We start from the raw sequence: 21,813 nt of genomic DNA on the forward strand, positions 1-21,813 counted from the left end.
ATTGTTTGTACAAAGATAGCCTTTTATTTTGTTGCCCGGTAACGCTCAATATGTATAAACTTCATGCAATACGCGCTATAATTCTTATTTTTGAAGCGCAGCATGATAAAATACTTACGCTACCTGTTATTTCCTTTTTCCATCCTATATGGCATCGTAGTTTTTGTGAGGAACAAGCTCTATGATATCGGTGTATTTAAAGCTACTGGCTTTGATATTCCGGTGATTTGCGTGGGAAATCTGGTAGTTGGTGGATCCGGTAAAAGCCCGGTCACAGAATACCTGGTGCGCCTTTTTCCAGATCGAAAAATTGCCATTTTGAGCAGAGGATATGGCCGTAAGACCAAAGGTTTTATCCTCGCGGATGATCAGGCAACAGCCGAAACCATTGGGGACGAGCCCATGCAGTTTTATAAAAAATTTCCGCAGGTGACGGTGGCCGTTTGTGAAGATCGGGTGCTTGGCGCAGGGCGATTACAACAAGATCACGACCTGATTATTCTGGACGATGCCTATCAGCACCGTGCCATTTCTGCCGGATTCAACATCCTGCTATTTGAATTTGAAAAGCTGCTGAAACCACAGTTTCTGCTGCCTGCCGGAAACCTGAGGGAAAGTTTTTCCGGTTATAAAAGAGCACAATCCATACTGATCACCAAATCTCCGGAAAGTATAAAGCCTGATGAGGCCTCAAAATGCTTAAATAAACTTGAAGATCACTGGCAAAAGGAAACCGTTTTTTCGTCTTTAATTTATCAGAATTTGGTACCTTTAATCTCCGGAGAAAACCGGGTCTGTGAATCAATAACTCAAGGCACTACCGTGTTTTTGCTAACTGGAATCGCCAATCCAAAGCCATTACTGCAGTATTTAGGGAAGTACACCGCCAAGATCAGGCACCATGATTATCCGGATCATTACCGCTTTACCGAGCAAAATATAAATGACCTGGTTGCTGCCTTTAACAGCGAGCCAACTACAGAAAAAATCATCATCACAACAGAAAAGGATGCGCAGCGTTTATTAGATGGTACTTTAAAAGAATTACTGCTAAATTTACCAATCTTTTATTTGCCTGTCAAAATAGGGCTAAGCGCAAAAGATAAAATTATATTTGATCAAAAAATTATAGCTTATGTTTCAAGTCATACACGAAACCGTTGAATATCTAAAGCGTAAAACGAATGATTTCCAACCAGAAATTGGCATCGTTTTAGGAACTGGTCTGGGCGGATTGGTAGGCGAAATAGAAGTCGCACATCAATTGATGTATTCCAATATCCCTAATTTCCCGATCTCTACACTGGAATTTCATTCCGGGAAATTGATATTTGGTACATTAAACGGGAAAAGAGTGGTGGCCATGCAAGGTAGACTGCATTATTATGAAGGCTATAGCATGCAGCAGATTACTTTTCCAATCCGTGTAATGAAAGCCTTAGGAATTGCACATCTTCTCGTGTCTAACGCGGCAGGATCTTTAAATCCTGACTATAAAAAAGGCGATCTGATGATCATCAATGACCACATCAACCTGCAGCCAGAAAGCCCGCTTCGTGGAAGAAACGACAGTGATATGGGACCTCGTTTCCCGGATATGAGTCAGCCATACGAAAGATCATTAATTAAATCAGCGCTGCAAATCGCAAAAGACAATGATATTGTTTGCCACCAGGGCGTATACGTGTCGGTAACTGGCCCAAATTTGGAAACCAAGGCGGAATATAAATATTTACGTATTATCGGTGGTGATGCTGTAGGCATGAGCACTGTTCCTGAGGTGATTGTGGCCAGACACATGAGCATCCCGGTATTTGCGATTTCTGTGTTAACTGACGAAGGTTTTCCGGAAGAACTGCAACCAGTAAGTCTGGAAGAAATTATTGAAACTGCAAGAGTTGCAGAACCAAGAATGACAACAATACTGAGCCAATTAATCTCTACCTTATAATGTACAAAAGCATTGCTTTATTTGTTTTTTGCTTTTTCCTGTTAGGGAGTGGAGCTTTATTTGCTCAGGATTTAAAAACGACGGTCAACGACAATAAATTACTGGATTCCTTAAGAAAGAAAGAAGAATCAGGAACGGACTCGGTGATTTTTACTTCCCGCTTCATCAGGTATACAACCTTGAAGCTGACGAAAGACAGCATTCAGACTTTGCCATTGGATACCACGCTTGCAGGGTTCCAGAACTTCAGTATGATTGCACAGCCGAGAAGACCGACCGTCGGTACGGGAAATCTTGGTCTGGCAGCGATGCCGATGTTGTTTGAACCTTCAAAAACCATTGGTTTTGATGCAGGCTTTCACTCCCTGGATTTTTATGCCATCGGTCAGGATGATATCAAATATTATCAAGCCAGAACAGCATATACGAATCTATACTTTATTTCTGCCGGTGAAACAGAAGCCATTTTCAAAGTTACCCATTCCCAGAATATCAAAAAAAACTGGAACATCGGAGCGAATTACAATAGGATTGGGGCCAATGGTTATTACCCCCGACAAAGAGGTGATCACTTAAACGCAGATCTTTTTACCTGGTATCAAAGCCCTAATAAGCGATATAACCTATGGGTTGCCGCGATTTTTAATACACTGAAAGCACGTGAAAACGGTTCCATTACCAATAACAATATCTATAGTAGTAATTACAATTCCTTTGGCTTAGACCATATGTCTGAACCAGTTAGACTGCAGGATGCAGGGCATATTTACCGTTCAAATTCCTTCATGATCAAGCAAACTTATTTTGTAGGAAGGATAGACAGTCTGGCACAGGAAATCTCAGACAAGATCTTACCCACCAATAAAATAGCTTACACTTTTAAATACAATCAGAATTCATACACTTTTCATAAAAGCTCCTTAGATGATCATACTGCCATCCCTCCTGGCATAGCAGATCTTTCTGTTACTTACGATAGTACCCGCTATATGAATGTACAGAATGAATTTATGTACAGTTTTTTCCTCCGTGGAAAGGGTAATTCTATCATCAAAAATGAGCTGAAAGTAGATGCGGGGATCAGACATGATTTCTATAAGTACTATCAAGGCGTATTTTATCCAGACAAAATTTCTACCTATTACAATTACAACTCCACTTTTCAGAACATCACACTTTTAGGTTCTGCAGGATATAGGTTCAGTAACCGTATCGATCTGAATGTAGATTTACAGCAAATATTTCAGGGAAGAAACAGCGGTGATTTTCTATATGAAGCGAAAAGTAATGTTCTCTTGAGCAAGTCGGTAGGGCGGATTGTATTGGGAGGGTATTTTCAGAATAAGTCGCCAGAAGAAGTCTATATCAGATATTTTGGTAACCATTACAACTGGAAGGAAGACTTTAACCGTACAAAAACCATTAATCTGTCTTTTAAATACCTGAACGACCGACTGAATTTTGAAGCCAGTGCAGAGTATTTTAGGATCAGCGATTACCTGTATTTCACCAACCCTCCTCCAAAAGATGGTGAGGCATTAGATAATGTGTTTTTTGCAAAAAATGCAAATAACATCATACCTGCGCAACTCAACAGCATTAACCTGTTGAAAATTACCCTGGGTAAAAAACTGAAATTCGGTAAATTCAACCTGGACAGTTACCTGGTTTATCAAAAAACTGACAATCCTAACATTTTGAGAACACCAGAATTGTATGCTTTTGCCAGCTTCTTCCTGGACCATACTTTCTTTAAAGCGTTAAAAACGAATGTTGGATTTGATATCCGTTACAATACACCTTATAAAAACTATTCCTATTCTGCACCAGCAGGTCAGTTTTACGTTGGAGAAGGCACTACCTTCGATTCCACACCAATTCTCGATGTCTGGGTAAAGGCGAGTCTGAGAAAAGCGAATATCTTTGTGAAAACAGATTACGCCAATCAGGGCCTACTCTCTAAAGGATATTATTCTGTGAACCGCTATCCGATGATGGACAGAGTTCTGGTTAAATTCGGAGTAAGCTGGAGCTTCTACGATTAAGTTTCTATACTAGGATCTCCATTCTATCCAATGCATATTATGTTTTCTGCGGTTTCTTTTTAGCCGCAGGAAACAAAACATTATTCAAAATGAGTCTGTAACCAGCTGAGTTAGGGTGCAGGTTCAAATCTGTTGGTGGATCACCTACCGCATGCTGATAATCCTCAGGATCATGGCCGCCATAAAAGGTAAACTGCCCTTTACCAATCTCCCCATTTAGGTACCGAACTTCTTCCGCACCTTTATTTTCTCCCAATACCGTGATGTTTGGCTTCACTACAGATTTTCGGAAGGCAGTAGTCTGCCCCATAAATCCTTTGATCACCTTTTCATGATTCTGGGTTAACATAGTTGGTACCAGGTCCCATTTCGCAGAAAACTCAAATAAGGTAAAAAAATCGTTGCTCTGAACCAATGTTCTGGTTTGAGTAGCATCAATATCTGAAAATTCGTAATTATTAGGATTAGTATCCAGTTTGAAATTTTGAAAGGCAAAGGTTTTCTTATAGTCTATTTTTGATTGTGCCTGTGGATCTGCAGCATCACCATCGAACATACTTTCACAAATGTCTACTCCTTCAGCGCTCAATGCAATGTCGTAGCTATCTGTGGCGGAACACATGGCAAATAAGAAGCCTCCGCCAGCACAGAATTCTTTAATTCTTTTGGCCACTGCCAGCTTCATTTCCGATACCTTATTGAAACCATTTCTTTTTGCGGTTGCCTCTTGGTTTTTGACATCTTCCCGATACCATCCCGCATTGCGGAAAGAACTCCAGAAACGACCGTACTGCCCCGTAAAATCCTCATGGTGCAAATGCAGCCAGTCGTAACCCGCAAGTTTGTCTTTTAACACCTCATCATCATACACCACATCATAAGGAATCTCTGCATACCTCAGCACCATCGTAACGGCATCATCCCAGGGAAGCTTGCTTTTTGGTGAATAAACCGCAATTTTTGGTGATTTCTCCAGTTTTACCACTTCCATATTTACTTCCGGATCACTGATCTCATTGAGGATGGCCGTGACCTTTCCATCTGCCAATACCTGATAAGAAACGCCGCGGGTTTTACATTCATCCTCGATGTTTTTATGATACTGGAGCAAAAAACTCCCTCCTCTATAATTCAGCAACCAGCTCACTTCGGCCTTTTGCTGGATACTCCAATACGCAATACCATAAGCTTTAAGGTGATTCTTCTGGTCTTCGTCCATATAAACAAGAATAGATGAGGCCTTTAAGCCGAAGCTAACAACCATTAAACACAACAGCAGATATACTTTTTTAAGGGACATACTTTATCGGGGTATATGCGAATGTAATTTTTTATAAACCTATAATAAAATTATGGTACTGAATAAACGTTTATAGACGATAATCAGTATCCATGGCTTTTTTACCTGCAATTAATATTCAGGAGTCATTTCAATTTACTAAATTTGTCATTTACACAAAATTATCATGAGCAAAGCAATAATAAAAACAGATAAAGGTAACATGACTGTTCAGTTTTACGATCAGGATGCACCGAATGCCGTTGCTAACTTTAAGAAATTAGCTTCAGAAGGATTCTATGATGGCGTTACTTTTCACAGGGTAATTCCTAATTTCGTGATTCAAGGTGGCTGTCCAAACTCTAAAGACCCGTCTAAAGCACATTTAGCAGGTACTGGTGGCCCAGGTTACAAAATTGATTGTGAGTTAACTGGCGAAAACCAATACCATGATCGTGGTGTATTGTCTATGGCACACGCTGGTAGAAATACTGGAGGTTCTCAATTCTTCGTATGTCATAGCAGAGACAATACTGCTCATTTAGACAGAGTACATACTTGTTTCGGAAAAGTAATAGAAAATGTTGATATTGTTGACGATATCAAACAAGGAGATAAGATTATAGGGATAGAAGTAATTGAAGACTAGTTCTTACTTCTCAAAAACAAAATATTATGAATTTAAGAGGAATCGTTGCAGTATCTGGAAGACCAGGTCTATTTAAGCTGGTAGGACAAAATAAAGGCGGATACGTTTTAGAAAGTCTGGATGCACAGAAAGTTAAAATTGTAGCAAACATTACTACAACTAAACTAGCGTCATTAGAAGACATTACCGTATACGGCGAAGATGACGATTTGAAGTTATTGGATGTTTTTGCAAATATCGTTGCTGCTAAAGGAAATATTCCTGATGCAAAAGCAGATGCAAAAGATTTAAAAGCATTCTTTTTAGAAGTTGCTCCAGGTCATGACCAGGAGAAAGTTTATACTTCTGATATGAAGAAAATTGTTTCTTGGTACCATTTGTTAAAGGAATTGCCACTTTTCAGTGAAGCAGCTCCTGAAGCAGTTGTAGACCAGGATGGTGTTAAAATTGAAGATAAATCGGAGAAGAAAGTGAAAGCAAGCCCGAAACCATCTAATACAAAAGCACCAAGTAAAGCAGCTCAGCCAGCTAAAAAAGCGAGCATGACTAGCAAAAAAGGCGTTTAGTCTTTATACTGGACAAAATAGGTTATACAAGAGCCGGATCTTTAACAGATCCGGCTTTTTTTATAATCCCTGTACCTTCCTGAAATAATTGACAATAAATAAATGAATCAGGCAGATAAAAGCATCTGATCATTGGTCCTCTCAGGAATAAAAGGCGCTAGTCAAAACTAAATTACAGGTAAAACCAGATCAATAGAAAAGCGATCGCTGAAATGATGATGGCAATGATGTAATTCAGGCGGTCTCTTCTTGGATTGCTCCTGTATCTGTATTTTCTTTTAAAATCACTTGGCAATTGCATAATAACTCCTTTTTATTAATGATGATCAATGTACTGGTTTTCCACAACACAAAGCGATACATTTATTCGTGGTGATAAGGCTCTCCCTTTAAAATACTGAACGCGCGGTAAAGCTGCTCTACAAAAAATAGACGCACCATCTGGTGAGAAAACGTCATGTCTGATAAAGACATACTTCCATTGGCACGTTGGTACACACTTTCATCAAAGCCATAAGGACCGCCAATGATGAAAATAAGATGCTGCACACTGCCAATCATCTGTTTATTCAGGTAATTGGAAAATAATACCGAAGTATATTTCTTCCCTTTCTCATCCATCAGAATGACCGTATCCAGGTTACTGATCTGTTTTAAAATCAGCTCTGCTTCTTTGCTTTTCTGCTGTGCTTCAGTCAGGTTTTTCGTGTTTTTTACATCAGGAATCACCACCAGGCTGAAGTTGATATAGTGTTTTAACCTTTTCAAATATTTGTCAATCCCCTCAATCAGGTATTTATCTTCGGTTTTTCCTACAACCAATAATGTAATTTTCATTCGTTTAATATGGTTTATCTATTCCAAATACAATAGTCGCTCTTCTTGATTTTCAGTGCAGCAGCCATATATTTATGATTTTGAGTCTGTTAAAAGGCGCTGAATGTTTGAAATCGCGAATAAACACGCTAAACTGGTCCTGCTTTCCTAAGTGTATAATTCTATTCCCTATATTTATCCAATTAGAGAACATCCAAAGATAATGGTAAAAACAAAAGATAGTATTTTAAAGGACTACCAAAATAATATTGCAGCGCAGGAAACACGGATTTCTGCCCTTAAAAAGAAACTCAATAACATCTCCTTTTCCAGATTAGGATTGTTTGTTGCGGAAATTCTGATCCTTGCAGCCATCATCAACATGGGCTTTCATCCAATATTAACAGGCTTATTGGTCATTCCATTTGTGCTGTTTTTGATACTGGTAAAAAAGCAAAGTGCAGTTCAGGTGGAGTTAACTTATGCCGGACAACTTTTATGGGTTTATCAAAATGAAGTCAATCAAATACTGACAGGGAAAAACGGTTACAATAGCGGGGTACAATACGAAGATGAACTGCATCCCTATGCCTCAGACCTTGATATTTACGGACCTGGTTCTTTATACGCTTTCAGTAACCGCTGCAAAACCGAAAGAGGTATGGATTTATTGGCAGTAAACCTGGGTAAACCGAATGATAAAGACACTATACTAGCACGTCAGGAAGCCATCAAAGAATTGACCGGTCACATCGATCAAACTTTTCATTTCCGTGCAGAATTGCAAAGCCACCAACCTGAACACTTGCGGACCATTCAACGTAAACTGGTTCATGATTTACCGGAACAATTGCGCTTTACAGATAAACCATGGCTTAAGCTCTATGTGAAAATTGTCCCTTACCTTTCCATGGCGCTATTTGCTGCCGCCCTGATTTTTGGTGGCGCATTATGGCAGATCGTCGGCTTATTTGCCACTTTCCATGCTGGACTTAGCTTTCTGAATTTACACCACATCAATAAAGTTTATTATGGCTTTACAGGTGGTGCAAATTTATTAACCTCCTTCTCTGGAATCATCAAATGGACAGAAGACGTGGCTTGGAACAGCCCTTATATTAAAAATCTGTTTGCCGAAAAAGAAGAGGGATTAGCAGTAAGTGCACAGATCAAACAACTTGCGAAAATTATTCAGGCCTTTGACGCGCGTTTAAACGTGATTCTTGGAGGCTTTCTCAATCTATTCTTTCTATGGGACTTGAAATGCTGCATGTACCTGGTCAAATGGCATGAACAATACGCTAAGCCGGTTATGGGTGGATTAACCCGCGTAACTGCATTTGAAGAACTCATTTCATGCGCAACACTAGCCTATAACCAACCAGAATGGACGTACCCGGAACTGGAAGATAATTTCCATTTGCAGGTGGTCGGATTAGGACATCCATTGATTCCTCAAAGCGTACGTGTACTGAACGATTTTCAATTGATGGAAAAACCTACTGTAGACATTGTAACAGGCTCTAATATGGCAGGAAAAAGCACTTTCTTAAGAACTATAGGCATCAATATGGTCCTGGCTTTTGCCGGAACACCAGTTTGCGCGAATAAAATGTCAGTTTCTATTTTTCATCTGCTGTCTTATATGCGCATTAAAGATTCTTTAAATGACCAGACCTCTACCTTTAAAGCTGAGCTGAACCGCTTAAAGATGATATTGGATGCCATCAGTAATTCTTCAAATTCACTGGTATTAATCGATGAGATGCTGAGAGGAACCAATAGCCGCGACAAATTCCTCGGTTCTAAAGTGTTTATTGAAAAGTTAATCGAACAAAAAACACCTGCCCTATTTGCAACTCATGATCTGCAGCTGTCCGAAATGATCGCCGATTATCCAAAGCAAGTGAGAAACTATCATTTTGACATTCAGATCAATGAAGGTGAAATGAATTTCGATTATAAATTAAAACATGGCCCTTGCACTACTTTTAACGCGGCTTTACTATTAAAGGAGATAGGCTTAACATTAAATTAATAGCTTATCCCCATATTAGCCTTTATTCAAATAAGGATTTCATTTGAACGTAATTTCTGAGGAAGCTCAGGAAAGACTGAAATCCTTATTTTAACCCTGAATTCATTAGAAATACAGTAGCTTAAAGGAGAATTATGATAAAAGCATCAGATTTCGGAACTGATTTTTCCTGGGGAATCGCTACTGCTGCGGCGCAGATAGAAGGTGCTGCAGATGGATATGGCAAAGGCCCTTCCATCTGGGATACCTATTCCCTGCGTTCAGGAAAGATCAAAAAAGGACATACCCCGTCCATCGCCTGTGATTTTTACCATCATTACAAAGCAGACATTGCGCTGGTTAAATTGCTGGGCTTTTCCATATTTCGCTTTTCTATCTCCTGGCCAAGGATTTTACCTTATGGAGAAGGAATCGTTAATGAAGAAGGCATTCGTTTCTACCATGAAGTGATTGATGAATGCCTGCGCCAAGGCATCATACCTTACATTACATTATACCATTGGGATCTGCCTGAAGCACTGGAAGCGGAGGGAGGCTGGACGGCCTTTGGCATCAACAGCGCCTTTAATGCTTTTGTCGGCATCTGTGCGAAAACTTACGGAGACAAAGTGAAAAACTGGATTGTGCTCAATGAACCCTTCGGATTCACTTCCTTAGGTTACATGCTGGGCATCCATGCGCCAGGGAAAACCGGACTCACCAATTTCTTCTCTGCGGTGCACCATGCCGCCATTGCACAAGCAGATGGCGGACGAATATTACGCGCAGAAGTGAGTAATGCCAATATAGGCACCAGTTTCTCCTGCTGTGAAGTGATTCCTTATACGCAAAGCGAATCTGATCTGCTGGCCGCGCAACGCGTAGATTGCCTGATGAACCGTTTGTTTATCGAACCCACCTTAGGAATGGGTTATCCTGGTACCGACTGGGAGGTGATGGAAAAATTCTCTATTCAGCATTCCACCTGGCGCCATACCGAACGCCTCAGCTTCGACTTCGATTTTATCGGGATTCAGAACTATTTTCCGCTGACGATTAAATACAATGCTTTTATTCCGGTGATCCAGGCCTGGGAAGTAAAGGCAAAAAGTCGTAAAATGCCACATACGGCAATGGGATGGGAGGTAAACGGGAATGGCTTTTATAATATCATCAAGCAATTCGCCGCTTATCCGAAGATCAAAAGCCTGGTAATCACAGAAAATGGCGCTGCTTATCCTGATAAACTAGTAAATGGAAAGATACATGATCAGGAAAGGATTGCCTATTTTAAGGAATACCTGACCGCCTTGTTGAAAGCCAAAAATGAAGGACTAAACATCACCGGATATATGGCCTGGACGCTGCTGGATAATTTTGAATGGGCAGAAGGTTTCAATGCCCGCTTTGGCCTGGTACATAACGATTTTAAAACACAAGCCAGAACGATAAAAGACTCCGGTTACTGGTGGCAGCAGTTTCTTTCCCAATAAAAAAACGGGCTGATCATTTGAAATGACCAGCCCGTTTTATATCGAACTCCGAAGAAACGTCTATGCGTTTTTCTCTGCTGCTTCTCTACGGATGATGTTTAATGCACCACCTGCTTTGAACCATTCAATTTGCTGAGCATTGTAGCTATGGTTTACAACGATTTCCTCTTTAGTACCGTCAGCATGGTTTAACACCAATGTTAATGGAACATTAGGGCTGAAAGTTGTCAGGCCAACGATATCAATGGTATCATCTTCCTGAATTTTATCATAATCTTCTTTGTTTGCAAACGTCAAGCCAAGCATCCCTTGTTTTTTCAAGTTAGTTTCATGGATACGGGCAAAAGATTTTACCAATACCGCGCGAACACCTAAGTGACGAGGCTCCATTGCCGCGTGCTCACGACTAGATCCTTCACCATAGTTTTCATCACCAACTACAATAGTACCAATACCTGCTGCTTTATAAGCACGTTGAGTTGCTGGAACAGGACCGTATTCGCCTGTCAGTTCATTCTTAACGTTGTCAGTTTTCTCATTGAAATAGTTCACCGCACCGATCAACATATTGTTAGAGATGTTGTCTAAGTGACCACGGAATTTCAACCATGGACCAGCCATAGAGATATGATCCGTAGTACATTTACCTTTTGCTTTGATCAGTAATTTCAAACCTTTAAGGTCTGTACCTTCCCATGCTTTGAATGGATCAAGTAATTGTAGCCTGTGTGAAGTTGGAGAAACCAATACTTGTACCGCACTACCATCAGCCGCTGGCTCCTGATAACCTGCATCATCCACGTCAAAACCTCTTGGAGGCAATTCAAATCCTTGTGGTGGATCCAGTTTTACCTGCTCACCATTTGCATTTGTTAAGGTATCTGTTAATGGGTTAAAGCTCAAATCACCAGCAATAGCCAATGCCGTTACCAATTCTGGAGAACCTACAAAAGCAAAAGTGTTTGGGTTACCATCGGCACGTTTCGCAAAGTTCCTGTTGAATGAGTGAACGATGGTGTTTTTCTCTTGTTTCTCTGCACCAACTCTGTCCCACATACCAATACATGGTCCGCAGGCATTTGTGAATACTTTAGCACCGATTTTCTCGAATACATCTAAGAAACCATCACGTTGAATCGTGAAACGAATCTGCTCAGATCCTGGGTTGATACAGTATTCTGCTTTAGCAGTTAGGCCTTTTTCATCTACTTGTTTCGCGATACTTACTGCACGTGAAATGTCTTCATAAGAAGAGTTCGTACAAGAACCGATCAAACCAACATCGATTTTCATTGGCCATCCGTTTGCTGCAGCTACTTCTTTCATTTTAGAGATTGGCGTTGCCAAATCCGGAGTGAAAGGGCCGTTCAAATAAGGCTCAAGCTCTGATAAGTTGATCTCAATGATCTGGTCAAAATATTTTTCCGGCTCTGCATAAACTTCTGCATCACCTGTTAAATGTTCTTTAATTTCATTTGCTGCATCCGCAACATCTGCTCTGTCAGTTGCACGTAAATAACGCTCCATGCTCTCATCGTAACCGAATGTAGAGGTAGTTGCGCCAATTTCAGCACCCATATTACAAATGGTTCCTTTACCAGTACAGCTCATGCTGCTGGCACCTTCACCAAAATATTCTACAATTGCACCAGTACCACCTTTTACAGTAAGGATACCCGCAACTTTAAGGATGACATCTTTCGCAGAAACCCATCCACTCAATTTACCAGTCAATTTAATACCGATTAATTTAGGGAATTTAAGCTCCCATGGTAAGCCTGCCATCACATCACATGCATCAGCACCACCTACACCAATCGCTACCATCCCTAATCCACCTGCATTCACAGTGTGAGAGTCAGTACCGATCATCATACCACCTGGGAAAGCATAGTTTTCTAATACTACCTGGTGAATAATACCCGCACCTGGTTTCCAGAAGCCAATACCATATTTATTTGAAACCGAAGCAAGGAAGTCAAATACTTCTTTACTTTCTGTATTTGCTGCTGGTAAATCTACTTCAGCACCATATTTTGCAGTAATTAAGTGATCGCAATGAACTGTTGATGGAACAGCTACTCTTGGTCTTCCCGCTTGCATAAATTGCAATAAAGCCATTTGTGCAGTAGCATCTTGCATGGCCACACGGTCAGGAGCAAAATCTACATAATCAGTACCTCTTACATAAGAAGTATTTGTATTACCATCCCAAAGGTGGGTGTAAAGAATTTTTTCTGAAAGTGTTAAAGGTCTGCCTACTAATTTACGAGCCGCCTCTACACGGGGGCCAAAGTTTGCATACACCTTTTTGATCATTTCTATATCAAAAGCCATTGATAATATGTGTTAAAAGGGTAAGTATTTTTATTATTTGTAGCGAATTTACGAAAAAAAACAGGTGCAGGCCATCATCTGTGGATCATTATATTATTTATACATATTCTAAATAAAGCGGGCCGATGCCGGTAATACCAGATACTGGTCATTTACGAACAGCGCTGTTCAGTAATGAACAGTAAAAAAACACAATCCAGAGCTAAGGTGCAGGAAAACAGTGAAATATCGAGGGTTTTATTCTTGGCCTGAGCTTGGCTTAAGCCGTTTGGAAATTATAAGGTAGCAAATTGATAGCCCTGATCGCTGAAATATTGTAATGCACGAGGTAAAGTGTATTTTAACCGGTCAAAAGCCTTCAGACTATCATGAAAAACAATAATAGCGCCGTTACGGGTATGTCTGATTACATTCTCATAACATTTTTCAGGGGCAAGCTGTACGTCAAAATCGCCGCTCAGCACATCCCACATCACGATCTGAAGCTCAGGGAACTCCGCCCGAAGGCCCGCAATCTGTGACTTTTTAATCCTGCCATAAGGCGGGCGAAATAAATTGGTATTGGTGAGCTGCTGACAAGCCCTGAAGTTTTCAAGGTAGGTCTGGTCATCCGTTTTCCAGCCCTTTAAGTGGTTAAAGGTGTGATTGCCGATCGCATGCCCATCCGCTTTCAACTGGTCGAAGATCGCAGGGTGCTTTTGAATATTATCGCCAATACAAAAAAAGGTGGCTTTCGCATTAAAGCTTTTTAATGTTTTTAGTGCAAAGTCTGTAACATCCGGTATAGGTCCGTCGTCAAAGGTTAAATAAATGACGCGTTGAGCTCGGGTTTTGTGCCAAACCAGAGATGGGTAATACCATTTCAATAATAACGGAGATTTAACCAGATACATCCCCAAATGTAACAAATTACACTTGGTGTATCTGCGAAATTTGCAAAATCAGTTAGTTGTTTATATTATTATTGTGAAATTAAAATTATGAGAAAGTTTACCAGTTTTAATGCGTTACCCAAGCTCAGCTTAGTTTTGTCATTAGCATTGATTACAGGTTCTGTGCAGCGCTCCAACGCACAAGAAGTGATTACCATTCAGGATGCGATTGATAAAACCTTGAACAATAACCTTCAGGTAAAACAATCCAAATTTAGTGAGAGCCTATCTGACGAAAATTTAAAACAGTCTAAAAATGCGTTACTGCCTACTTTAAATAGTAACAGCAGTTACAATGTTAACTTCGGACGTAGTGTGGATCCATCCACCAATGCCTTTAACAGTTCCAAGTTCTCCTCTCTGAATGCCGGATTATCCGCAGGAGTGAATATTTTTCAAGGCTTTCAGAAGGTCAATCAGATCAAGCAGAACATGCTGTTACTGAGTGCCGATAAAACCAATACCGAAAAGATTAAAAATGATCTTGTCTTACAAGTCGTAACCAGCTACCTGCAGATTCTTTACAATAAAGACCTGCTAAAAGCGGCAAAAGAACAGCAGGCTGTGGCTAAAGCGCAGCTGGATAGAGAACAGCAGCTTTTAGATGTAGGGAATAAAACACTCGCAGACCTTTCTCAGGCAAAATCGCAATTGGCAACTGCCGATCTGACGGTGACCAATGCAGTCAATGCACTAAGCATTTCTTACCTGACGCTGGCGCAATTGATGGATGTCCCTTCTGCTACACAGTATGAAGTCCAGGCCCCATTGTCCAACCTTGTGACACCTGCCGCTTCCAGCGGCAATGCCGAGGAAATTTACGAATCTTCTATGAAGCTTTTCCCGGATATCAAACTGGCAGGTTTGCGCGCTGAAGCCGCAAAAAGAGGCATTGAAGTAGCGAAAGGAAACTATTACCCTACCTTATCTTTTGGTGCAGGTTTAAGCACGAACTGGTCGAGTGGCAGAAACCAAATTACACGTACTAATGAAGTGATTGGTTTGTCACCAGTAGGAGTGGTGGAAGGTTCTGGTGCGATTGTAAATACCCCTATCTTCAGAACGCTGAGTGAAAAATATCATTTTGATGATCAGATCCGTGATAACTTTGGTCAATATGTAGGTCTTTCCCTGCAAATTCCAATCTTTAATGGCTTCCAGGCTAGATCAACGGTAAGAAAGGCAAAAATTAACCACCTGCAAAGCCTGGCCGAAGAACAACTAACAAAAAACAATTTAAATAAAGTGATTTATCAGGCCGTTGCCGATTTAAAAGCCGCAGAAGGCCGTTTAAGCGCAACTACCAATACTTTTATCGCACAAAAAGATGCTTTCCACGTTATTGAGCAGCGTTATGCAGTTGGATTGGTTAATTCTTTAGATTTCAGTACTTCACAGTCCAACATGAATAAAGCAGAGGTCGACATGATACAGGCGAAATACGATTTAATATTCAGGGCTAAAGTAATTGATTACTACCTGGGCAAACAGATCGTTTTTTAAGCCTTCACAAGATCCGATTGATATAAATATATAAACAAAAACAAATGAAACTAAAACCGATACTCATTACACTAGGCATCCTCATTGCTGTAGTCGTTACTTTAAAGCTTACGGGCGTTATTGGTGGTGAGAAGATTGAAAAAGTGACGATTGAAAAAGCTGCGGAGCGTGTCGTAACTGAAACCGTTACTGCGAGTGGAAAGGTGCAACCTGAAACCGAAGTGAAATTAAGTTCTGAGGTTTCCGGTGAGGTGACAGAACTATTAGTGAAAGAAGGTGACGTCGTTAAAAAAGGTCAGCTGCTGATTAAAGTTCGTCCGGATGTATTGAAATCGGGTTATGATAGAGCCGTAGCTTCTTACAGTTCACAGAAAGCAAGTGTGGCTTCTGCCTTACAGGTAATGAAACAAAATGAAGGTAATTTTGTGAATGCTGAGGCGACTTACAAACGTAATGTAGAACTGTTCAAAAAGAAAGTAATTTCTGCTTCGGAGTTTGATGCCGCTAAAGCGGCCTACTTAACCGCAAAAACAAATCTTGCCAGGTCTAAAGAAGACTATACTGCGGCTAAATTCCAATTGGAGCAATCAGGAGCAAATGTTCAGGAGGCAAATGCAAACTTAGCAAAAGCAACAATTTATGCACCGGTTAATGGAGTGATCTCGAAACTATCTGTAGAGTTAGGTGACCGTATTTTGGGTACTGCACAGATGGCTGGAACTGAAATTATGCGGATCTCTAACCTGACTACGATGGAAGTAAACGTAGATGTAAATGAGAATGACATCAACAGGGTAAATGTTGGCGATAGTGCAAAAATCGAAGTAGATGCTTTTGCAGATAAAAAATTCAAAGGTGTAGTGACTGAAATTGCAAGTTCTTCTAAAGATATTGGTTCAGTAACGACCTCTGTAGATCAGGTGACCAATTTCGTCGTGAAAATCAGAATCCTTGCTGATTCTTATGAAGGCGTTAAAGGTGGTGCTAAAGATCTTCCTTCTCCATTCAGACCAGGTTTATCGGCAACGGTAGACATCATGAGTCAGTCAGAGAAAGGCCTGGCCATTCCAATCCAATCTGTATTTACAGAAAGTAAAAAAGCAGAAGATAAAGGCAATGAAAATGACCAGAATGCAGACAAGCAAAAAACAAAACTAACCGATAAAACGGTGAAACAATTCGTCTATATTTTCAATGCCGGAACAGTTAAAAAAGTAGAAGTAACGACTGGCATTCAGGACGATCAGTATATCATTATTAAAAGTGGTGTGAAAGCCGGACAAGAAGTCGTATCGGGTCCATACTCCGCCATTCAGAATAAATTGAAAGATGGAATGAAAGTAGAGAAAACTACTAAAGATCAATTGTTTGTCAATCCAGACAAAAAGTAAACTTTTTCAATCCTATTTAAATGAGTAAATTGCCCCGGTTAAAACAATAACCGGGGTTTTTTTATTTAATACTGTATGATACCTAAAGTTGCAATGATTGGTGGGGGTAGTTGGGCTACTGCTATTGTAAAAATGCTTTCAGACAATGAAACACCAAAAGAAATCTATTGGTGGATGCGCAATGAAATCGCCATCGACCACCTTCAAAAGTATAAACACAATCCAAATTACCTGAGTTCTGTTGAAATCAGGCTTCCTGATACCCATATCTCCAGTAACATCGTGAGTATCATTCAGCAGTCGGATTACATCATTTTAAATGTTCCTGCTGCGTTTTTAAAAGAAACACTGAAAGAAGTAACCCCGGAACTGTTAAAGGGTAAGAAAATCATTTCTGCCATTAAAGGGATTGTCCCAGATGAAAACCAGATTATCGGTGAATTCCTGCAGCAGAAATATCAGGTACCATTGAAAGATATTGTGGTGATTAGCGGCCCATGCCATGCAGAAGAAGTGGCACTGGAAAAGCTGTCTTACCTGACCATTGCTTGTTTAGATGAAGAATTATCCGGAGTCTTTGCCGGGTTACTCCGCAATAGATACATCAAAACCAATGTCTCCGACGATATTTTTGGAACGGAATACGCTGCGGTATTGAAAAATATTTACGCAGTAGCCAGTGGAATATGTCATGGTGTAGGTTATGGCGATAACTTCCAGGCCGTATTGATCTCCAATGCCATTCGTGAGATTAAAAGGTTTGTGGATGCAGTACACCCTATAGACCGCGACATTAAAGAGTCTGCCTATCTGGGAGATTTACTCGTCACCGCTTATTCTCAGTTCAGCAGGAACCGTACTTTTGGAAACATGGTAGGGAAGGGCTATACCGTGAAATCTGCACAGTTGGAAATGAATATGGTGGCAGAAGGTTATTACGCCGTAAAATGTATGCACCACATCAACCTCAAGTATAAAGTAGATATGCCCATCAGCAGAGCTGTATACGCGATTCTTTATGAACAGCATGCCCCACAGCAGGAAATGCAGCTGCTCACCGAACAGCTCAATTAAAAACAATTCCTCAAATCACTTGTTATCAGATCATAAAAATAACATCGTGCTATGAGAAAACAAATTTTAGTTGCCGGACTGGCATTGGCATGCTTTACCGCATTCGCTTTTAACGCCACTGCGCAGGAGAAAAAAGAATCCGTTGGCCATGCCATCGGTAAAACCGCTACCAAAGTAGGGAATAAAACTGCAGAAGTAGCTGTAAAAGGAGCTTCAAAGGTTGCAGATAAAACTTATAAAGGAAAAATGGCACCGGATGGTTCTGATGTATACATCAACGGTAAAAACAAGAAGTATTATATCAATAAAAAAGGAAACAGGATTTATCTGAAAGAATCTCAGATTAAAAACAGACCGGAAAAGAAAAGTTAATCGCATAAAGATACAGGTTGAAAAACCTGATTTACTAAAAAAGCCGGTCTCCATATGGAAACCGGCTTTTTTGTATGATATGGGATTAAGATCTACGTCTTCTGTCGCCGCTACCAGCACTGCTTCCGCCTTCGCGTCTGCCTGCACCACCAGCGTTTCCGCCACGATCTTCACGGCTTCTTCCAGAGAAATCTCTGAAACCACCGCCGCCGCTTCCGCCTTCGCGTCTGCCGCCACCACCGCTGCTTCTTCTATCGCCACCGCCGCTTCTTCCGCCACCGTAACTTCCGCCTTCGCGTCTGCCACCGCCACCGAATCCGCCACGACGCTCACCGCCACCACGACGTTCGCCGCCACCGTCTCCATCAGCAGTTTTCTCAATTCTAACACCACGGTTGTTGAATTCAACACCCTTGAAATTATTGAATAAAGATTCTACAGTTGCATCTTCTACTTCAAAGAATGAATACACACCTTTTAAGTCGATTTTGCCAATGCTTTTTCCACTGATTTTACCGTTGTTACAAACAAAAGATAATAAATCACCTCTTGTAAAGTCATCTACCGAACCTAAGTTGATAAACAAACGGGTGTAACCTTCACTGTTTCTTGGACCTCTTTCACCGCGCTCTCCACGTTCACCTCTCTCACCGCGATCATCAGCCGAAGAATTCAAATCAGGAGCGTTTTTGTAATACTCTAAAAAGCGGTTAAACTCTAAAGATGCAAAACGTTTGATCACTTCTTCTTTACTCAATTCAGCAAACTCATCCATAATTCTAGGGATGTATTGCTCAATTTGAGATTCGTTAACTTCTACATTGTGAACCTTGTGTACCAAAGCAAATAATTGCTTCTCACAAACGTCAAAACCTGTAGGTAAAGTAGCTTTGGTAAATGGTTTACCAATGATTCTTTCAATCTGACGGATTTTTCCAAGTTCTTTAGAGTTAACGATACAGATAGAAATACCCGTTTTACCAGCACGGCCAGTACGACCAGAACGGTGGGTATAACTTTCAATTTCGTCAGGCAATGAATAATTCACAACGTGTGTTACGTTCTGAACGTCAATACCACGTGCCGCAACATCAGTAGCAATTAACAATTGCATGTTACGCTCACGGAAACGCTGCATTACTTTATCACGTTGTTGCTGAGATAAATCTCCGTGTAAAGCATCTGCATTATAACCGTCTTTGATCAAGTGCTCAGCAACGTCCTGTGTATCCATTTTGGTTTTACAGAACACTACCGCAAAGATCTCTGGGTTAAAATCTACGATACGTTTTAAAGCAGCGTATTTATCTCTAGCACGTACAATATAGTACTCATGCTCAATATTTACGTTACCAGTGTTTTTGGTACCCATGGTTAACTCTACTGGAGAGTCCATGTAGTTTTTCGCTATTCTTCTAACCTCTGGAGGCATAGTAGCGGAGAATAACCAAGTTTTTTTGTCGTCAGGAGTGGTAGACAAAATGTCGTTGATGTCTTCCTGGAAGCCCATGTTCAGCATCTCATCAGCTTCATCTAAAACTACATATTTCACATTCGTGAAATCAATAGCTTTTCTGCCAATAATATCCAACATACGACCAGGTGTAGCCACAACAATTTGTACACCGTTTCTAATCTCACGCAACTGTTGCATAATGTTAGCGCCACCGTAAACGGCAACTACACTAGCACCAGAGATGTTTTTTGAGAAATTCTTGATGTCATTAGTAATCTGTAAGCAAAGCTCTCTCGTAGGGCATAAAATCAATGCCTGAGGCTTATTGCTTTTAAAGTCTATCAATTCTAACAGCGGCAAGCCAAATGCGGCTGTTTTCCCTGTTCCTGTTTGGGCCAAACCAACAAAATCGTTATTGCCCTCTAACAGCACAGGAATACTTTGTTCCTGAATAGGTGTTGGATTTTCGAAACCTAAATCCTTTACAGCATTAACAACGTCATCACTTATCCCCAATAATTTAAATGGGTTTATCATGTATTTATTATAATTAAGCCGCAAAGATACAGTTAATTATTGGCATTTCACTTGTGCGTAACTAAATAAAAATGAGGTAATTAATTATCGGAGCCGATCTGCAGACTTCAATAATTGCTCGTCTTTTCGGATTCCGCGAATCGCTAATGCGCAAAATATTAGGCTGATAAGGGGTAAGAAAGCACCAATACCAAGGTTTACTGAAGCGATTCCACCAGGCATATTTTGTGCCGCATCATAGACCCAAAAACCTAAAAAAAGTGTAGAAACCATCGCAAAAATAATTAAACGTTTTTGTCCGACTCTGTTTTTAAAAGTGAAAATCGTAGCCAAACACAGCATACTTACCGCAACCGTATTCATAAATAATGGCTTGAAGTATTCGATTTTTCCCGCAACACCATTTGTTTTCTGGTATAAGCCTGTCGCAAGAATCCAATATTCTGAACCATTAGACTGGCTGCTCACAATCGGAACAAATAATAAAAGTAATATAGTCAGGCCCGCCAATAGCAGCCAAATTGATTGTACTCTTTGTATCATATCTTTCAATAATTTCAACAAATATATTAAAAGGGCCATACTAAGCAATCAATATCTTGATCCAAAAGTTTAAATTTGCCCTATTGAAACCGAACATACAACGATATTTTGTGGAATTGTCCTATAACGGGACGGCTTACCACGGCTGGCAAATTCAGCCGAATGCAGTCACCGTACAGGAATGCCTGGACAAAGCTTTGTCCGTTTATTTCCGTCAGCCAGTAGCTTCTTTAGGCTGCGGCCGTACCGATGCAGGAGTTCATGCGACCCAGTTTTTTGCGCATTTCGACCTGGAAATCCTATCGGATAAGCCGGTTGAAGTAGAACGCTCCATCGCAGGAATCAATTCCCTGCTGCCTTACCAGATTGCAGTGAAAAGAGTTTTCCCAGTCGCAGATGATGCACATGCCCGTTTCCATGCCACGCAAAGAGCTTATCATTATTACCTCCATTTTCATAAAGATCCTTTCAAACTGGATCGTTCCTGGTTGTTTAAAGGAGATTTGGATGTGGCAGCCATGAATGAGGCCGCAAAGTTGATTCTGGAACATACCGATTTCTCCTGCTTCAGTAAATCCAATACCCAGACCTTTACCAATAACTGTAAAGTGACGGCCGCTTATTTTGAAGAAATAGAAGGCGGATTGAAATTTACGATTTCCGCAGACCGGTTTCTGAGGAATATGGTACGTGCCATTGTGGGCACCTTAATCCGTGTGGGTAAAAAGGAAATCAAGAAAAAGGATTTTCAGGAGATTATGGAGCAAAAAAATAGAAGTAATGCCGGACAATCAGTTCCTGCATGCGGACTCTATTTAGTAAGTGTTGTTTATCCTTATGTAACCTATTGAT

At 40.6% G+C, this 21,813-nt stretch carries 19 protein-coding genes; 12 read left to right on the forward strand and 7 right to left on the reverse strand.

Features of this window, described 5'->3' with window-relative positions; translation table 11 throughout:
• Window positions 1-102 precede the first annotated feature (102 nt).
• Genes lpxK through K7X70_RS13350 form a run of 3 tightly spaced genes read left to right on the forward strand, consistent with a single transcriptional unit; the run spans window position 103 to window position 3,996 of the window.
• The gene (lpxK, locus tag K7X70_RS13340; protein ID WP_222537526.1) at window positions 103-1,164 is read left to right on the forward strand and encodes a tetraacyldisaccharide 4'-kinase; all 1,062 of its coding nucleotides are present in this window, start codon (window positions 103-105) and stop codon (window positions 1,162-1,164) included.
• Window positions 1,136-1,951, forward strand: a complete 816-nt coding sequence (locus K7X70_RS13345; protein ID WP_222537527.1) for a purine-nucleoside phosphorylase — start codon at window positions 1,136-1,138, stop codon at window positions 1,949-1,951. Before lpxK ends, K7X70_RS13345 begins: the two co-directional genes overlap by 29 nt.
• A complete protein-coding gene (locus K7X70_RS13350) occupies window positions 1,951-3,996 on the forward strand; it encodes a putative porin (RefSeq protein ID WP_222537528.1) in 2,046 nt (681 codons plus the stop codon). The genes K7X70_RS13345 and K7X70_RS13350 overlap by 1 nt, the downstream gene beginning before the upstream one ends.
• Window positions 3,997-4,033: 37 nt before the next feature.
• Here the strand turns inward: K7X70_RS13350 and K7X70_RS13355 are convergent, their stop codons facing one another.
• A complete protein-coding gene (locus K7X70_RS13355; protein ID WP_255607169.1) occupies window positions 4,034-5,215 on the reverse strand; it encodes an asparagine synthetase B in 1,182 nt (393 codons plus the stop codon).
• A 247-nt stretch (window positions 5,216-5,462) separates the two neighbouring features.
• Between K7X70_RS13355 and K7X70_RS13360 the strand changes: the two genes are divergently transcribed.
• The gene (locus K7X70_RS13360; RefSeq protein ID WP_062550399.1) at window positions 5,463-5,924 is read left to right on the forward strand and encodes a peptidylprolyl isomerase; all 462 of its coding nucleotides are present in this window, start codon (window positions 5,463-5,465) and stop codon (window positions 5,922-5,924) included.
• A gap of 26 nt (window positions 5,925-5,950) precedes the next feature.
• Window positions 5,951-6,490 (forward strand): DUF5606 family protein, encoded by a 540-nt coding sequence (locus K7X70_RS13365; RefSeq protein WP_222537530.1) that lies wholly within the window; start codon window positions 5,951-5,953, stop codon window positions 6,488-6,490.
• A 172-nt stretch (window positions 6,491-6,662) separates the two neighbouring features.
• Here the strand turns inward: K7X70_RS13365 and K7X70_RS24440 are convergent, their stop codons facing one another.
• Window positions 6,663-6,791, reverse strand: a complete 129-nt coding sequence (locus tag K7X70_RS24440; RefSeq protein WP_255607170.1) for a hypothetical protein — start codon at window positions 6,789-6,791, stop codon at window positions 6,663-6,665.
• A gap of 62 nt (window positions 6,792-6,853) precedes the next feature.
• Complete coding sequence (rlmH, locus tag K7X70_RS13370) at window positions 6,854-7,327, reverse strand: 23S rRNA (pseudouridine(1915)-N(3))-methyltransferase RlmH (RefSeq protein WP_222537531.1); 474 nt, start codon at window positions 7,325-7,327, stop codon at window positions 6,854-6,856.
• A 202-nt stretch (window positions 7,328-7,529) separates the two neighbouring features.
• On the opposite strand from rlmH, the gene K7X70_RS13375 reads away from it, so the two are divergent.
• Together K7X70_RS13375 and K7X70_RS13380 are read left to right on the forward strand one after the other, a co-directional pair.
• Window positions 7,530-9,344 carry a MutS-related protein gene (locus tag K7X70_RS13375; RefSeq protein WP_222537532.1) on the forward strand — a complete coding sequence of 605 codons (1,815 nt, stop codon included), beginning with the start codon at window positions 7,530-7,532 and terminating at the stop codon, window positions 9,342-9,344.
• A 134-nt stretch (window positions 9,345-9,478) separates the two neighbouring features.
• Window positions 9,479-10,816, forward strand: a complete 1,338-nt coding sequence (locus K7X70_RS13380) for a GH1 family beta-glucosidase (protein WP_222537533.1) — start codon at window positions 9,479-9,481, stop codon at window positions 10,814-10,816.
• Window positions 10,817-10,876: 60 nt separating this feature from the next.
• Here the strand turns inward: K7X70_RS13380 and K7X70_RS13385 are convergent, their stop codons facing one another.
• Both K7X70_RS13385 and K7X70_RS13390 read right to left on the reverse strand, forming a co-directional pair.
• Complete coding sequence (locus K7X70_RS13385; protein ID WP_062550393.1) at window positions 10,877-13,153, reverse strand: aconitate hydratase; 2,277 nt, start codon at window positions 13,151-13,153, stop codon at window positions 10,877-10,879.
• Window positions 13,154-13,428: 275 nt separating this feature from the next.
• The gene (locus K7X70_RS13390; RefSeq protein ID WP_222537534.1) at window positions 13,429-14,046 is read right to left on the reverse strand and encodes a polysaccharide deacetylase family protein; all 618 of its coding nucleotides are present in this window, start codon (window positions 14,044-14,046) and stop codon (window positions 13,429-13,431) included.
• Window positions 14,047-14,133: 87 nt separating this feature from the next.
• Here K7X70_RS13390 and K7X70_RS13395 point away from each other — a divergent pair, with 87 nt between their 5' ends.
• The 4 genes from K7X70_RS13395 to K7X70_RS13410 all read left to right on the forward strand — a co-directional run bounded on the left by K7X70_RS13395 (window position 14,134) and on the right by K7X70_RS13410 (window position 18,425).
• The gene (locus K7X70_RS13395) at window positions 14,134-15,588 is read left to right on the forward strand and encodes a TolC family protein (protein ID WP_222537535.1); all 1,455 of its coding nucleotides are present in this window, start codon (window positions 14,134-14,136) and stop codon (window positions 15,586-15,588) included.
• Window positions 15,589-15,632: 44 nt separating this feature from the next.
• Window positions 15,633-16,979 (forward strand): efflux RND transporter periplasmic adaptor subunit, encoded by a 1,347-nt coding sequence (locus K7X70_RS13400; protein WP_222537536.1) that lies wholly within the window; start codon window positions 15,633-15,635, stop codon window positions 16,977-16,979.
• Window positions 16,980-17,054: 75 nt separating this feature from the next.
• Window positions 17,055-18,053 carry an NAD(P)H-dependent glycerol-3-phosphate dehydrogenase gene (locus tag K7X70_RS13405; RefSeq protein ID WP_222537537.1) on the forward strand — a complete coding sequence of 333 codons (999 nt, stop codon included), beginning with the start codon at window positions 17,055-17,057 and terminating at the stop codon, window positions 18,051-18,053.
• Between the two features lie 51 nt (window positions 18,054-18,104).
• Window positions 18,105-18,425, forward strand: coding sequence for a hypothetical protein (locus K7X70_RS13410; RefSeq protein WP_222537538.1), 321 nt, complete (start codon window positions 18,105-18,107; stop codon window positions 18,423-18,425).
• A gap of 85 nt (window positions 18,426-18,510) precedes the next feature.
• Here K7X70_RS13410 and K7X70_RS13415 read toward each other — a convergent pair whose 3' ends face one another.
• Together K7X70_RS13415 and K7X70_RS13420 are read right to left on the reverse strand one after the other, a co-directional pair.
• Window positions 18,511-20,418 carry a DEAD/DEAH box helicase gene (locus tag K7X70_RS13415; RefSeq protein WP_222537539.1) on the reverse strand — a complete coding sequence of 636 codons (1,908 nt, stop codon included), beginning with the start codon at window positions 20,416-20,418 and terminating at the stop codon, window positions 18,511-18,513.
• 84 nt (window positions 20,419-20,502) lie between these two features.
• Complete coding sequence (locus K7X70_RS13420; RefSeq protein ID WP_222537540.1) at window positions 20,503-20,961, reverse strand: DUF4293 domain-containing protein; 459 nt, start codon at window positions 20,959-20,961, stop codon at window positions 20,503-20,505.
• Window positions 20,962-21,044: 83 nt separating this feature from the next.
• Between K7X70_RS13420 and truA the strand changes: the two genes are divergently transcribed.
• Window positions 21,045-21,812, forward strand: a complete 768-nt coding sequence (gene truA, locus K7X70_RS13425; protein WP_222537541.1) for a tRNA pseudouridine(38-40) synthase TruA — start codon at window positions 21,045-21,047, stop codon at window positions 21,810-21,812.
• The last annotated feature ends 1 nt before the right edge of the window (window position 21,813 follow it).

The sequence above is a fragment of the Pedobacter polysacchareus genome, assembly GCF_019802255.1.
GTDB classification, from domain to species: Bacteria; Bacteroidota; Bacteroidia; order Sphingobacteriales; family Sphingobacteriaceae; genus Pedobacter; species Pedobacter polysacchareus.